Here is a 13566-nt window from a genome sequence, read left to right on the forward strand (position 1 = left end):
ACGCGTGACGGCGACAGACAAAGAGAAACTCAGCAGCCGCGCGCTGCTGGTATGGGGAGCCGGGGTGCTGTGCTACACCCTGGCGGTCACGGGACGCACTTCCTTTGGCGTGGCCAGTGTGGACGCAATCGACCGCTTCCACATCAATGCCGCGCAGCTGGCCGTGTTCACCACACTGCAGCTGGCCGTGTACGCGTTTGCACAGATCCCGGTGGGGTTGCTGGTGGATCGCTTTGGCCCGCGCAAGCTGATGGTTGCCGGTGCTTTCGTGATGGCCCTAGGGCAGGTGACACTGGCTTTCACCTCCAGCTACCCGGTGGCGATCGGCGCCCGCATGCTCATCGGTGCAGGCGATGCGACGGCATTCCTATCCGTCATGCGCCTGATCCCCGCGTGGATTCCACTGCGCCACGCCCCGCTGTTGGGTCAGCTGACGGGCGCGGTGGGGCAGTTCGGCCAATTTCTCTCGGCGGTACCGTTTTTGAGCTTGCTGCACGCAACAAGCTGGCAGGTAGGGTTCGTCAGCCTTGGAGCAGTGGGGGCGCTGGTGGCCTTGGTAGCGGGGGTTTTGGTGAAAGATGCGCCGGAGACTGCGAAGCCTGCCCCGACACAGCCCTCTGCCCCCACACAAAGAATGCCCGTTAAAACGATCCTGGCTAATGTGCTGACCAACCGCGTGTGCTGGCACGGCTTCTTTGTTCACTGGACCGGTCTGGGCGCACTAGTGGTGTTCACCCTGCTGTGGGGGTTGCCGATCATGACCCTTGGCCTGGGGCTGCCTGCGGATAAGGCCGGATTGGCACTATCCCTTGGCACCTTGGCCTCGGTGATGGTGGGGCCGATTGTGGGTCTGCTTTCTGCACGCTTCTACAACCACCGCATGCAGGTCGTGATGCTCTTTTCCGTCACCGGATGGTTGGGCTGGTTGTGGTTCTTTACCGCTGCTCCCACCGGTGTGTTGTGGGCTGCGTGCCTGATGAACATCATCATGGGTTTCACCGGCCCCGTCGCGAACCTGGGCTTTGACTCTGTGCGTGAGAAAGTGGACCGCCGCTTCGTCGCCACCGGCACCGGCTTGGCGAATATGGGTGGCTGGATCGCGGGCATGATCGGCGCCCAAGCAGTTGGCGTGCTGCTCAACCTGCGGGCTCCGGATGGGCATTACGTGTGGGGCGACTTCGGTGTGGCCTGGATTGCCGTGGCTACTGTGTGGGCGTTTGGCTTCTGCGGAATGTGGCTTTCACGCGATCGAAACGTTCGGCGCCATTCTTAGGGCTGTTTTTCAGGGGGTTGTTCTTGAGGACGCCCACCGCCTCCGTTGTCGGAAGGTCCTTAAACCCTTCGCGGATGGCGAGGCGCAGCGTCAAGAAAGTAATGACGACCATAAGGATGTTCCGTGCCGTGAGTACAAGCGCTGCGAACCAGTGTGGACCTTCGAAAAGGAGGTTATAGGTGAAGGGGAAAACCACCATCGTCAGTGCTGCCGCGAGCACGCTAAGGCCTGGCAGGTAGCCGAGAACCTCGTGTTTGCCGAACACCATTGACCGGGATAGTGGTACCGGGGTGCCCTGCTCGGAAGGGGCAGCTGCCGGCAATTTGGCGATCATCACGGCCAGCACGGGGCCGAACCACACCACGTACTGCGGCGAGAACACCTTGTTGGAGACGATCAGGAGTAGCACCATCGTCAGGAGGAACCCGCTGGTGCTTCGCGGGGACCAGCCGTCATAAATAAAGCGCCACAAGGCCCACCCCAGGCCGAACAGCATTGTGGCGAGCATAAGGATGCTGCTTAGCGTGAGCATTTGATCCACGCCGGGGCCGAAAATCTCAAAGCTCTTCGACGGGGCTTTCGCGATATGCCAATGGCCGGGTGCAAAGACAGCAGCGAGGATGAGGGGAGTGGCGAGGACCGACTCGATCTGCAAGCCGCGGACGTCCTGGTAAGTGAGTGGGGAGACCAGACGATCCCAACCAGACGTCAGTACTGTGACCAGGCCGACAACCACCATGGTGCCGGCGAACGTGGCCAGCCGAGCCCACGTGGTGGAGCGATTCCACTTATCCACGAGCCCGGCAGCTAGGGCAGCAGGCCAGAGTTTCGACATCGCCGCAAATCCCAATAGTGCGGAGGCTACCTTGGGGTGATTGAACAATGCAGCAGCAGCGATAGCCACCAAGAGGCCAGGGATGAGATCTAGACGGGAATACGCAATGGGGCCTGTAGCCACGCAAAAAGCCGTCCAGAATAACGCCGCCCGATGGCTTTGATTCAGCAGATAGAAGAAGAATGCGGTGCTGAGCAGGATCAAGAAGCCCGAGAAAACGACGAGGAATGTGTGGGTGTGGTCGCCGCACAGCCACACGATGGTGCGTACCGGCCATAATCCCGCATCCGGATACTCAGTGAGTGGCACCGCTCCGTGGAGTGGTTTCGTGGGTTCATGTACTGAATTACGGAAGTAATACAGCGGATCGCCCTTGGCGAAAGGCCAGAAGACCAAAACGCTGATCAGAATCGCCTGCACCAACGCCCACGCGCCGATGATTCGGGATCGAGTCCAGTGGGCGGAGGATAGGTTTTGCTGATCATGCACAGAAGTGAACTGTACCTAAGACTCTTCTGCTTCCATAGCAATGGCACGGATGGTCTGCTGAATTCCTTGAGCAAGGCCAGCTTCGAATTTTTCCTCCCCACCGAGAAATGCAGCCACCAACGCTCGCGACACCAGTGAGGTCTTCCCTCCTGCCACGATCCGCTTCTCTGTGAGCGTGGCGGTTCCGTCGGCGGAAGTCTCTAGTTCGAAACGCCAACGCGAGCGGTTGAGGGGGATCTTGAACTCGAAGACCTTCTCCGGCACGACTTCTGTGACTACTGCCCACGTCGGCCACCACAATAGGCCTTGGCGGTTGATGTTGAGGTAGATCGTACCTGGCGTAGGGGTGCTGCCGGAGTCGCCCGCGCCGCTGGAGCTCTTACGGTTTAGCACAATCATTTTCTTGCACTGTGGGCTGCGGTCTCCCATTGCGGTGAGGTTGATAACGTGCTGCAGAATCTGTCGGGTTCGCGTTAAACGTCCATGACCAGCGCGGAATCCATTTCGCCATGCCGGGAACACTCTGCGGTCCATCCCATCGGGTTCACCTGAACCTTCATGCGGCGGCCACACAGTGGGCAGAAGCGCGGCGGCTCCAAACCCGCCACCGCCCCACGACTCGCCTGTGCAAGTGCCCCGCGGCCGACGCGCAAAGACTTATCAGAAGAATCGAGGGGTTGGCCCGTATGGGCGTCATACAGCGGAGTACCGCCAAGAACATAGAGAGCGGTGAGTTCGCTGAGGGGAGTACTAGAGGACATTGCGGTGAGCCTACAGCGTTGCGTTCAGAGCCTTGATCGGCAGCTGCAGCTTGCCGAGCATGTCCACGTCGCGCTCAGCGGGGCGGCCCAGCGTGGTCAGGTAGTTGCCCACAATGACAGCATTAATGCCGCCGAGTAGACCCTTTTCTGCGCCCAGGTCGCCCAGCGTCAGCTCGCGACCACCGGCGAAACGCAGAAGCTGGCGGGGTAGCGCCAGACGGAAGGCGCCGATGGTGCGCAGCGCATCATTGACGGGCATTGGTTCGATATCGGCGAAGGGGGTGCCCGGGCGCGGGTCGAAGAAGTTCAGCGGAACCTCGGTGGGATCGAGGTTCTGCAGGTCGATGGCGAACTCTGCACGCTGCTCGACCGTCTCGCCCATGCCGAGGATGCCGCCGCAGCACACTTCCATACCTGCGTCGCGCACCATCTCCAGGGTGGAGGTGCGCTCCTCCCACGTGTGGGTCGTAACAACTTCCGGGAAGTAGCTCTTGCAGGTCTCCAAGTTGTGGTTGTAGCGGTGTACACCGAGTTCCTTGAGGCGGTCAACCTGCTCCTGGGTGAGGATGCCGATGGAGGCGGCGATGTTGATGTCCACCTCTGCCTGGATGGCGGCGATAGCCTTAGCCATTTGGTTCATCAGATCCTCGTCAGGCCCCTTAACGGCGGCGACGATGCAGAACTCAGTGGCGCCGGTCTTGGCGGTCTGCTTTGCGGCCTCGATCAGCTGGGCAATATCCAACTGGATGGAACGCACCGGAGATTCGAAAAGTCCCGACTGTGCGCAGAAGTGGCAGTCCTCGGGGCAGCCACCAGTCTGCAGGGAGATAATGCCCTCCATCTCCACGGCATCACCACACCACTTCAGACGCACTTGGTGGGCGAGGTCTAGCAGCTCGTCCAGGTGCTCATCGCCGAGCTGCAGAACCTGCAGGGTTTCCTCGTAGTTCAGGGGCTCGCCATTTTCCAGCACCTTCGTGCGCGCGAGCTTTAGAATCTCGGGGGTATCGGTGGCCTTGGTAGCTTCAGTGGTCGTCATCGTCGGTCTCCTCTAGTTCTCGTGCGAGTTATGGTGGCGTATCGCTCTTGAACGCTGTTTAGTTTCACATGCTAACTTACTGCCATTGCGGCGTGCGACATACCGGGCGCTCAGGGAACTTCGCGGGGGTGGGGGAGCAAGCGGGGAACATGCGCGGTGCAAAAAATAATGTGGCGCCTCCCCAAGAGAAGCGCCACATTGAAGAACTCAAGCGAGTTTTATGCGTGCTCGTCAGCCTGCTGGTTGGAAGGCTGAACCGTCCACTCCGGTGGCACGTCCTTGCCGGATTCCTCGTCCTGCTCTGCCTGCTCGGCCGTTTCCTGAACGATGCCCTTGGCGTGGTGGCTCGGTGCGTAGATGGCGTACACCTGCATCGGCTCTTCACCAGTGTTGATGATGTCGTGCCATACGCCCGCCGGAACCTGTACGGCCCAGCCGTCGGAGACCTCCTGCTGGATGGTCATGTTGTCCTTGTCCGGACCCATGATGCACTTGCCAACTCCCGCATCCAGGCGCAGGAACTGGTCGGTATCGTGGTGCACCTCCAGGCCGATCGAATCGCCGGGAGCGATAGACATGAGGGTTACCTGCAGGTACTTACCCGTCCATGCGGTGGTTCGGTAGTTGGTGTTTTCTCGGGTGGCAGTTTCAATGTCAAAGACGTTGGCTTCTGGTCCCTTATCGACAATCTTCATGATTCTCCTTCCGAAATGCCTCACCGACGATGTTGAGCTGACCGTCCAGCTCCTACCGGTGCGATGTCCTCCACCACCCATACTAGGACGTCTATCCAGGAGTTTCAGATATGTAGCAGCTCCGCTACCTGGTTATTTCAACCTGTCCGACGCTGGCAACGTCGTTGCGGGGATGGCCGAAGCTGTAACACTAGAGGTATGGAACTTTCTGATGCTTCCGCCCCCGCACCCACTCCCGATATCTATTGGAAGGACAACCCCGGCCGTCCTGGCGCCTGGGAAGTCGCGGGCCTGCGTTGGCTCGCCGACGCTCCGGGCGGAGTGCCCGTCGTCACTGTTCACGAGCACAATGAACGCGGTCTGGGGATTGACCGTGTTTCTTCGATGACGCCCACACGCGCCATGGCTGAAGATTTTGGAAGAAAGCTGGCGTTAACCCACGCCGCGGGCGCGCCACACTTCGGTTACTCGCCGACGGGAGAGTCAGGATTCCAAGGCCCCAACGACAACCTTTTGGAGCTTCCCCTCAAGCCTTACGAAAACTGGGGCGAGTTTTATGCCAACGTGTGCCTGGCACCGTTGATCGAGCGGGTTTTCGACAATGCTCCAGCAGAGGTCACGCAGCTACTAGAAAGTTTGCGCGCCGGGCAGTTGGATGACGGCACACCTCCGGGCCGCATCCACGGCGATCTGTGGGCGGGGAATGTGTTGTGGGGGAAGGTGGCGTCAACAAATAGGACAGGAGGAATCCTTATCGACCCGAGCGCGCATGGCGGGCATCCGCGTGCTGATTTGGCGGCACTACGGCTATTCGGTGCACCGCACCTAAGCCGCATCGAGGGCGCGTACTTTGAGGCGGCAAGTGAACAGGGCGTGCTGGGTGCAGATGAGCCTGGCTGGGGTACAGGTTCACGAAGTGTTGATCTGCATCAACAGCACCTTCTATGGCTCCATGCGGCCGTTTTCCGTGGTGGCTACGTGGGGGAGGCAACAGCGTCGGCCTCGCGCGTGATTCGCACATCGTAAAGGTGCCCGAGAGGCGGCCGCGGAGTAAGGTCGACTCTCGGACTAAAAATACAACTATCTTCGTAAAGGGGTTCCTGAAGCGTGAAGAGAACATTCTCCATCGCTATGGCCTTCGTCGGACTAACCGTCGGCGCGGGTTTCGCTACTGGCCAAGAAGTCATCCAGTACTTCGTTTCCTTCGGAATGAACGGAATCTGGGGTGCTGTGCTCGCCGGCATCGTCATGACTATCGCGGGCAGTGTGATCCTGCAGGTCGGCAGTTATTTCCTGGCCGACGAGCACCGGATGGTGTTCCGCAATGTAGCGCATCCGATTGTGTCGCGGTTCCTCGATATCTCTGTAACGCTGACCCTTTTCGCCGTTGGTTTCGTGATGCTCGCCGGTGCGGGCTCCAACCTAGAACAGCAATTTGGCCTGCCAGCCTGGGCGGGTGCGCTGATCATGACCGGCGTGGTGCTAGCAGCCGGAATGCTGGATGTGGAGAAGGTTAGCCAGGTGATCGGAGCGCTCACTCCGCTGATCATCGTGGCTGTCGTGTTCGCCTTCGTTTACACGATGATGCACATGCCCGCCGATACTTCCCACCTGAGCGAAGCTGCGATGGCGGAGGATTCGCCGGTTTCCCCGTGGTTCCTATCCGCCGTGAACTACAACGGTCTGGCTCTACTGCTGGGTGTATCGATGTCTCTGGTGATCGGCGGTAACTATGCCTCGCCGAAGGAGGCCGGTATCGGTGGCCTGATGGGTGGTGCGTTGTACACGGTGATGCTCATCATCGCGACAATCACGCTGTATCTGAACATTGAAAAGGTTTCCGGCAGCGATGTGCCGATGCTGGAAATGATGAATCAGATCAACCCGACCTTGGGCGTGATCATGGCGATCATCATCTTCACCATGATCTTCAATACCGCGATCGGCATGTTCTATGCCCTGGGTAAGCGCCTAACCGCCAGCACGGACAAGTCTTTCCGCCCGGTGTTCGTTGTGGTGACGCTGATTGGTTATGGCATCAGCTTCGTAGGCTTCGACACCTTGATGACGTATGTCTACCCGGTGATCGGCTACATCGGCATGGCGATGATCGTGACCATGATCGCGTGGTGGGTGCGCTCCCGCGCGCGTATCTCCAAGGAATCCAAGCGCCGCGACCGTATCCACGAGCTCGCCCACGCGCGCGAGGATAAGGATGGCGACTACACGGAAAAGGATCGCCAGGAGATGCGCAAGCTGGTTGGCGAATCCAATATCGACGATAAAACGCTGCACAAGACCATCACCGACGAGGTGAAAGACGAGATCGACCAGTAGGCTAAATATCCATGTTGGGCGAGATCTGTGACGCATATGTGACGGCTGCAATCAGTTCTGCGGATCTCGCCCCGCCACAGGGATGGGGGCCGGTGCTGAAGGAACAACTCGGCATCGAACTGTGGCGTATTCCGATTGTGATGATCGCCGCAATCGGCATCTACTTCACTTTCCTCATTGCGGTGCGACTCTTTGGGCAGCGCATTTTGAGCCCACTAGGGGGCTTCGATGCCGTCGTTATTTTTATGTTCGGCGCTGTAGCGGGCCGTGCCGTGCTGGGGCACCCGCCGTCATTAGCTGCGGGCGTCATTGGCCTTCTTACCCTCATGGGCATGGAGGCCATCTTCGGGGTGGTGCAGGACGTGGTGGGGTTGCGTCGCACAATTAACCCGCCCCCGACGGTATTGGTCGCTCACGGCGAGTTGGTCGAGGAGACACTCAAGCGTCAGCACATTACCGACAATGCAATCGCTACTGCGTTGCGCAAGGCTGGGGTGCGGGATATAAGCGAAGTCGCTTGCATGGTGCTGGAGTCCAATGGTTCCATCTCCACCCTGCGCGAGGGGCACGAGATCGACCCTTCTTTGTTGTTGGGAGTAGAGGGCGCCGAAAGGGTAGTGACGCCCCCTCGGCCCAGCGAACCTTAGGCGTTCAGTACTGGATGCAGTCGCTTCATGGTCCACGTTTGCTGGCTGCGCGCCGATAGCGTGGTGACCAGGAAGGCGCCGAGTCCGACCAGTATCAGCACTCCGACTGCGATCGGTAGGCGTTCATCGTAGAAGCCGTAGATCAGCTGCCTGAAGCCGTTGACTGTGTATGTCATCGGATCGAATGGGTGCAGGAATTGGAAGAACTTGTTCTGTGTCTCGATGGGGTAGAGGCCACCCGAGGCAACGATTTGCAGCATGAGCACCGCCAGTGCCGCCACTCTGCCTGGTCCGGGGCCCAGGAAGGCGATAAAGGCCTGGTTCATCAGCATCCACACGAGCGCCACGAGTGCGGCGAAGAGGAATAGTCCTGGGATGTTGGCGGTATCCATGCCCACGCCCCAGATGGTTACTGCCACGACTACACAGGCCTGCAGGATGGCGATAATGCCGGTTGGCAGGAAGCCGGAAAGTGCCGCGCGCCACGAGTGCACGCCGGAGTTTACCGTGCGAGCCTGCAGTGGCTTAATCATGACGTACACCATGATGCCGCCGATGAAGAGCGCCATACTGAAGAAGAACGGTGCCATACCGGCGCCGAAGGTGTGGGTGCCGGAATCGTTGTCGGACTGCATCTGCACAGGTCCGCCGATGGTGGATGCGGTGGCGAGGCGCTGCCCCTCGTTCCACTTCGGCACCTGCTTGGCACCATCGGAGAGCTTGTCACGCAGCTCGGTGGCGCCATTATTGAGCTTGACGGTGCCATCCTTGGCCTTGGAGGTTGCGTCGGTGAGCTGGTCGGCACCATCCTTTAGCTTGGTGTTGCCGTCGTCGAGTTGGATGATGCCATCCTTCAATTTGCCGGCACCGTCCGAGGCATCGCCGAGCTTGGTGTTCAGGGTCTGCGCGCCATCGTCGATCTTGTTTACGCCGTCTTGCAGCTGCTTGAACTGTGCCGGCAGGCCGGAAAGCTCGCCGACACCCTTGCGCAGTGGGGCATTCGGGTCATTCAGCTGGTAGGACAACTGCGCCGAGCCATCAGCCAGACGTTTGAGGTCGGCCGCGTTCTGAGACTTCGGCCCCAGCCCTTGGGTATCCAAAGAGTTAGCCGCCTTGTCGAGTTCATTTGCTGCATTGATGGCGGAGGGCAGACCGGTGGCTCGCAGGTCGCGGGAGATATTGCGCAGGTTTGTTGCTTGGTCGCTTTGCACCTTCGTGACGGTGCCGAGCTTGTTGCGTAGCTTCTGGACGCCGTCGTTCACCTGGCTTGCACCGTTGCCGAGCTTATCGACGCCGGTTTCCAGCTGATTTAGCTTTCCACTTTGACCGTTGAGCTTCGTTGCCGCAGCGTTTACCTTCGTGGCCAGCTCGCCCGTACCATCAGAGAGCTTGCCCGCACCGTCGTGCAACTTGGAAATACCATCGTCGAGTTCATTCGCGCCCTTGCGTAACTTGCCGGAGCCATCCTTGGCCTTGGAGATGCCGTCGGAGAGTTTATTCGCGCCGTCGTCGAGCTTGCCGGAGCCGTCCTTCAGTTCAGCGGTGCCGTCGGCGAGCTTGCCTGCGCCGAGAGCTGCCTTTTGCATGCCACTGCCGGCGTCGACCACGCCGACCAGGACCTTGTCCACGGCCTCGGCGCTGATCTTGTCACCGACGACACTGATGACCTCACGCATAACGTTTTGGCCGATCATGGTGGACAGATAGCCATTGGCATCGTTATAGGTGCTGATGAGGTTGGCCTTCTCCGGGTTATCAGAGGTGGGGGAGGCCACGGCTTCGGAGAAGTTCTCCGGTAGCTCAAGCGAGAAATAGTATTCGCCGGATTCCACGCCCTTACGGGCATCCTCGGCGTCGGTTTCGATCCAACTGATCTGATCGTTTTCCTTTAAGCCTTCGATCACCTTATCGCCGGCGCGGAGCTGCTCGCCCTTCACATTCGCGCCCTTATCACTGTTGACCAGGGCGACGGGAAGCGAGTTGAGGTGCCCAAAAGGGTTCCAAAACGCCCAGAGGTACAGGGCGGAGTACAGCAGCGGCATGAGTACCAGGATCACGAGTGCAATTCGCGTCAACCGGTTGCGCTTGAAGCTGCGGATTTCGCTGTTGAGTTTGAATCCGGCGAGCATTAACGGTTCTCCTTTGGCTCTGCGATGTGGGTGGAGGTGTCTTCGGGGATGTCGAGGTCGTCTAGTTTCGGATCGTATTCCGGATCGCGGCTCGGATTGTCGTATGGACTGTCTTGTGAACCGCTGTAGGCCGGTTCACTATCCACCGGGTCACTGTATTCGCGCAGTCCGGTATGAATCGGGTGCGTGTGGCCAGCGTTGGCGTCAATTTCAATAACCTTGTTCGGCGCAACAGGGCCGACAATTGGGTTAGCGGAGTTGATGATCACCGGAATTTCTTCCGACAGGCGTTCGAGCACCTGCAGCAGAATTGCTCGGTCATCGTTTTCGTGTACCTGCTCAATATCGTCCATAATCAGCAGTTCGACGGGCTTGTTATCGGCAGGAGACAGAGCCAAGCTGATGCGAAGCATGATCTTGTCTAGATTGTCCAACTGGGAGATGTAGGCATCCAGCGGAGGAAGGTCACGATCACCGTAGACCTGGGAGCAGATACGCTCCAGATCTTCCTGGGTGGCTTTACCCATCGGCTTGAACCAGTGCTTTGACCACGACAGGGACTCGGTGAGGATGTCCTGGACAGTGACTGAACGCTCTAATAGGTCGATTTGCTCCACGCCGGCGATGGCGACGCGGGAGCGAATTGGGCGAGGCTTGGATTCGCCGAGAACACTCAGCGAGCCGCCCGTGGGCTTCATACGACCCGAAAGAACCAGGGCGAGAGCCGTGCGGCCGGAACCGCCCTTGCCGAGCAGATTGGTTAGCCCCTGGCTGGGCACGGCGAAACTAAGGGGGCCGAATACTTTACCCTCATCGCCTTTAAGCTCGAGATCCTGGGCTTCTACTGCATAGGAAGACATGGCTTTACCTGATTTCTTGGAGAGTGGGAAGCGCGGTCTATTTCATCAGACACCCTGGGTATTTTTGTAGATTTTGACGATTTCGTCAATTTTCGTTGTGGTGTGGCGAAATAGCGCTATACGTTGCCGTATAGCGCTTAGTTTATGGTGTGTGGGGCGGTAGCCGCTTGGCTATATTGCCGCCCCGAAGATGCTGCCGACCGCGAAGGTCACCGCCAAGGCGAGCATTCCGCCAATCACGATGCGCAGTATTGCGCGGGTCTTTGGCACGTTACTTAGGTGAGCCGACAGGGCACCGGTGAGCGTCAGGGCTATGAGGGTCACGCCGAAGATGACGGCGACGGGAGCGAAGAGGGCAGCAGCAAATGGCAATGCGGCGCCCAGGATGAAGGAAATGAAGGAGGCGACGGCTGCGGACCATGGGTTCACGAGTTGGCTCATTCCCATGGTGCGCTCGGAATCGCGCTGGGAGGAGACGGAGACATATTCACCCAGCGCCATGGATATGGCGCCACCAATCACGGCGCGTCCGGTGTACTTGGCGTGTGCGACAGAGGTGGTCACTTCAGTCGTCGAAATGGTGACGGCCTGGCGCTCGCATGCGTCGACGGCCACGCAGCTGCCGTCGTAGTAGCGATCGCAGGGGCAAGATACTGAAGTGCTCATGGCTCAAGTATTGCCGGGTTGGAGAGGCGCCGCAAGCATTGAAAGGCTACCTTTGCGCAGGTCAGGGTACCTTTCATTAGGTGAGGCTGGGGTTGGGGAACTAAAGATCGCGATAGATTTTTGGGTTAGATAGTTTTGTGTTTGAGAAGTGTACGTGGGTGTCGAACTCGGAGAGCTGCTCCCAGATCTTTCGTACTTCGGACTTTGTCCGAAGCTTCTTCATCTGAAGTGCGCGGAGCAAAACATCTTCAGAGCTGAACCAATGAACTTGGCGCTTCCGTGCCATCTCCTGCCCTTGGCCGTCGTCGACAATCATGGCTACTTTCTTGCCTTTATCTTGTTCGACTAGGCAGTGGGCAAGACACATGAATTCGCCGAGGTCTTTAGCGAGACCGGCTTCGTTTCTAAAACCCACACCAGCGAAGCGTCGAACGACGTGAAAAACATCGACGGTGTCCTCTAGTACTTCAATGTATTTGGATTCGATGAGGCTGAACCAGGTCGTCTGGCCAACCCTAAAACGATCTTCTGAAGTGTCCCAGGTTTTGTTCCGTTTGAGTAGATGGGAAAATCTGGAATATGCCAAGGAAATTTGACCAGGATGCCAAGGACCGTGTGGTCCGTCTCGTGGAAGACCGCATCTTGGCGGAAAATATGTCGATGCAAGCCGCGTGCCAGGCAGTAGCCCCAAAGCTGGGCGTCTCGTGGCACACGGCGAGGCAATGGACGCAGGCCGCTCGTCGCGAAGGACGTGTTGTGGAATCAATGCCCGAGGACCTTGCTGCAGAAAACGCACGGTTGCGTCGAGAGAATCAAGAGCTGCGGGACACCAATGAGTTGTTGAAAGCTGCCTCAGCTTTTTTCGCATCCGAACTCGACCCAAAATGTCGGAAATGATCCGATTCATCGATGAGCATCGGAATCGTTTCTCAGTCGAGTTCATCTGCCAGACGTTAAACAAGCATCGCGAAGGCGGTTTTCTTAGCTCGCGTGGATACCGCCAATCCAAGGCCCGGGGCTTAAGCTCCCGCGCTTTTCGCGACGCTGCTCTAGTAGAGCGCATTACCGAAGTTCATAAACAAAACTACGGTGTCTACGGGATTCGCAAAATGTGGCGCGTGCTGCGCCGCCAGGGCATTGACATTGGACGCGAGCAAACAGCCCGGCTGATGCGCAGTGCTGGACTGTCCGGCAAGGGCAAAGGTGGGGCACCAATCACAACCCGCAAACCCAAGGGTCCGGATCATCGCCCTGACTTGGTAAAACGTGAGTTTAAGGCCCCTGGCCCTAATCGGCTGTGGGTGGCGGACATTACCTACGTGCGCACCCGAAAAGGCTTTGTGTACACCGCGTTCGTGACCGATGTATTCTCCCGGAGGATCGTCGGATGGGCGCTGTCCGATTCGATGCGCACCGAAGCCTTGCCGCTGCAGGCGTTGAACCAGGCAATCGTGTGCGCTAAGGAAACAACGGGCTTGATTCACCATTCAGACCACGGCTCACAATATGTGAGCATCGTCTACAATGAGCGCTTGGCTGAGCACGGTATCGCAGCGTCCACTGGGACGGTGGGCGACTCCTATGACAATGCTTTGGCTGAGAACGTCAACGGCTCCTACAAGAATGAGCTGATTCATAGGCGAACGTGGGCCGATGTTGTCGACGTGGAAAACGCGACGTTCGAGTGGGTGAATTGGTGGAACGAGTCAAGGCTCCACCAGAGCCTGGGCTACCGCACGCCGGCTGAAGTCGAAACCGAATTTTGGGAACACCACCCCAGTCGAGAAATAATGGAAATCAAGGCACAAGCCTAGGAACAAAACCCGGGACACTTC

14 protein-coding genes are annotated in these 13566 nt (G+C 58.5%); 5 read left to right on the forward strand and 9 right to left on the reverse strand.

The window, feature by feature from the left end; all coding sequences use genetic code 11:
* Nucleotides 1-4 precede the first annotated feature (4 nt).
* On the forward strand, nucleotides 5-1273 hold the full coding sequence (locus AC06DS_RS06440) for an MFS transporter (protein ID WP_477100270.1): 1269 nt from the start codon (nucleotides 5-7) through the stop codon (nucleotides 1271-1273).
* Here the strand turns inward: AC06DS_RS06440 and AC06DS_RS06445 are convergent.
* The 5 genes from AC06DS_RS06445 to AC06DS_RS06465 form a co-directional block, all read right to left on the reverse strand.
* Nucleotides 1203-2597 (reverse strand): hypothetical protein, encoded by a 1395-nt coding sequence (locus tag AC06DS_RS06445; protein ID WP_477100271.1) that lies wholly within the window; start codon nucleotides 2595-2597, stop codon nucleotides 1203-1205. The two genes, AC06DS_RS06440 and AC06DS_RS06445, sit on opposite strands and share 71 nt — an antisense overlap.
* A gap of 15 nt (nucleotides 2598-2612) precedes the next feature.
* Nucleotides 2613-2996: an SRPBCC family protein gene (locus tag AC06DS_RS06450; RefSeq protein ID WP_477100272.1), complete on the reverse strand. Its 384-nt coding sequence runs from the start codon at nucleotides 2994-2996 to the stop codon at nucleotides 2613-2615.
* 74 nt (nucleotides 2997-3070) lie between these two features.
* Nucleotides 3071-3358, reverse strand: a complete 288-nt coding sequence (gene bsaP, locus AC06DS_RS06455) for a biotin synthase auxiliary protein BsaP (RefSeq protein WP_448307202.1) — start codon at nucleotides 3356-3358, stop codon at nucleotides 3071-3073.
* Between the two features lie 10 nt (nucleotides 3359-3368).
* Nucleotides 3369-4397: a biotin synthase BioB gene (gene bioB / locus AC06DS_RS06460; RefSeq protein WP_477100273.1), complete on the reverse strand. Its 1029-nt coding sequence runs from the start codon at nucleotides 4395-4397 to the stop codon at nucleotides 3369-3371.
* A gap of 218 nt (nucleotides 4398-4615) precedes the next feature.
* Complete coding sequence (locus AC06DS_RS06465) at nucleotides 4616-5092, reverse strand: cupin domain-containing protein (protein WP_477100274.1); 477 nt, start codon at nucleotides 5090-5092, stop codon at nucleotides 4616-4618.
* A 198-nt stretch (nucleotides 5093-5290) separates the two neighbouring features.
* On the opposite strand from AC06DS_RS06465, the gene AC06DS_RS06470 reads away from it, so the two are divergent.
* The 3 genes from AC06DS_RS06470 (at nucleotide 5291) to AC06DS_RS06480 (ending at nucleotide 8076) form a co-directional block, all read left to right on the forward strand.
* Nucleotides 5291-6118, forward strand: coding sequence for a fructosamine kinase family protein (locus AC06DS_RS06470; protein ID WP_477100275.1), 828 nt, complete (start codon nucleotides 5291-5293; stop codon nucleotides 6116-6118).
* 81 nt (nucleotides 6119-6199) lie between these two features.
* Entirely contained in the window at nucleotides 6200-7429 is a 1230-nt protein-coding gene (locus AC06DS_RS06475) for a YkvI family membrane protein (RefSeq protein ID WP_477100276.1), read from the forward strand.
* Between the two features lie 11 nt (nucleotides 7430-7440).
* A complete protein-coding gene (locus AC06DS_RS06480; protein ID WP_477100277.1) occupies nucleotides 7441-8076 on the forward strand; it encodes a DUF421 domain-containing protein in 636 nt (211 codons plus the stop codon).
* On the opposite strand, the gene AC06DS_RS06485 is transcribed toward AC06DS_RS06480, so the two are convergent.
* From AC06DS_RS06485 to AC06DS_RS06500, 4 genes are all read right to left on the reverse strand, one after another.
* Complete coding sequence (locus AC06DS_RS06485; RefSeq protein WP_477100278.1) at nucleotides 8073-10205, reverse strand: YhgE/Pip family protein; 2133 nt, start codon at nucleotides 10203-10205, stop codon at nucleotides 8073-8075. The two genes, AC06DS_RS06480 and AC06DS_RS06485, sit on opposite strands and share 4 nt — an antisense overlap.
* A complete protein-coding gene (locus AC06DS_RS06490) occupies nucleotides 10205-11065 on the reverse strand; it encodes an ATP-binding cassette domain-containing protein (RefSeq protein ID WP_477100279.1) in 861 nt (286 codons plus the stop codon). The genes AC06DS_RS06485 and AC06DS_RS06490 overlap by 1 nt, the downstream gene beginning before the upstream one ends.
* A gap of 171 nt (nucleotides 11066-11236) precedes the next feature.
* A complete protein-coding gene (locus tag AC06DS_RS06495) occupies nucleotides 11237-11731 on the reverse strand; it encodes a VIT1/CCC1 transporter family protein (protein WP_477100280.1) in 495 nt (164 codons plus the stop codon).
* A 100-nt stretch (nucleotides 11732-11831) separates the two neighbouring features.
* Nucleotides 11832-12317, reverse strand: a complete 486-nt coding sequence (locus AC06DS_RS06500; RefSeq protein WP_477100281.1) for a PIN domain-containing protein — start codon at nucleotides 12315-12317, stop codon at nucleotides 11832-11834.
* Between AC06DS_RS06500 and AC06DS_RS06505 the strand changes: the two genes are divergently transcribed.
* Nucleotides 12311-13545, forward strand: a protein-coding gene (locus AC06DS_RS06505) for an IS3 family transposase (RefSeq protein WP_477100282.1) whose coding sequence is annotated in 2 segments (ribosomal slippage) — nucleotides 12311-12602 and nucleotides 12602-13545 — 1236 coding nt in all. Because the reading frame shifts where the segments join, the coding sequence is not laid out codon by codon here. The genes AC06DS_RS06500 and AC06DS_RS06505 overlap by 7 nt on opposite strands.
* The last annotated feature ends 21 nt before the right edge of the window (nucleotides 13546-13566 follow it).

The organism is Corynebacterium sp. TUM25015 (genome assembly GCF_056393505.1).

Excerpts from the sequence above, each read along its gene's own strand:
- AC06DS_RS06450 (WP_477100272.1), bottom strand. The coding sequence starts at position 2,996 with ATGATTGTGCTAAACCGTAAGAGCTCCAGCGGCGCGGGCGACTCCGGC.
- bsaP (WP_448307202.1), bottom strand. The coding sequence starts at position 3,358 with ATGTCCTCTAGTACTCCCCTCAGCGAACTCACCGCTCTCTATGTTCTT.
- bioB (WP_477100273.1), bottom strand. The coding sequence starts at position 4,397 with ATGACGACCACTGAAGCTACCAAGGCCACCGATACCCCCGAGATTCTA.
- AC06DS_RS06465 (WP_477100274.1), bottom strand. The coding sequence starts at position 5,092 with ATGAAGATTGTCGATAAGGGACCAGAAGCCAACGTCTTTGACATTGAA.
- AC06DS_RS06470 (WP_477100275.1), top strand. The coding sequence starts at position 5,291 with ATGGAACTTTCTGATGCTTCCGCCCCCGCACCCACTCCCGATATCTAT.
- AC06DS_RS06480 (WP_477100277.1), top strand. The coding sequence starts at position 7,441 with ATGTTGGGCGAGATCTGTGACGCATATGTGACGGCTGCAATCAGTTCT.
- AC06DS_RS06485 (WP_477100278.1), bottom strand. The coding sequence starts at position 10,205 with ATGCTCGCCGGATTCAAACTCAACAGCGAAATCCGCAGCTTCAAGCGC.
- AC06DS_RS06490 (WP_477100279.1), bottom strand. The coding sequence starts at position 11,065 with ATGTCTTCCTATGCAGTAGAAGCCCAGGATCTCGAGCTTAAAGGCGAT.
- AC06DS_RS06495 (WP_477100280.1), bottom strand. The coding sequence starts at position 11,731 with ATGAGCACTTCAGTATCTTGCCCCTGCGATCGCTACTACGACGGCAGC.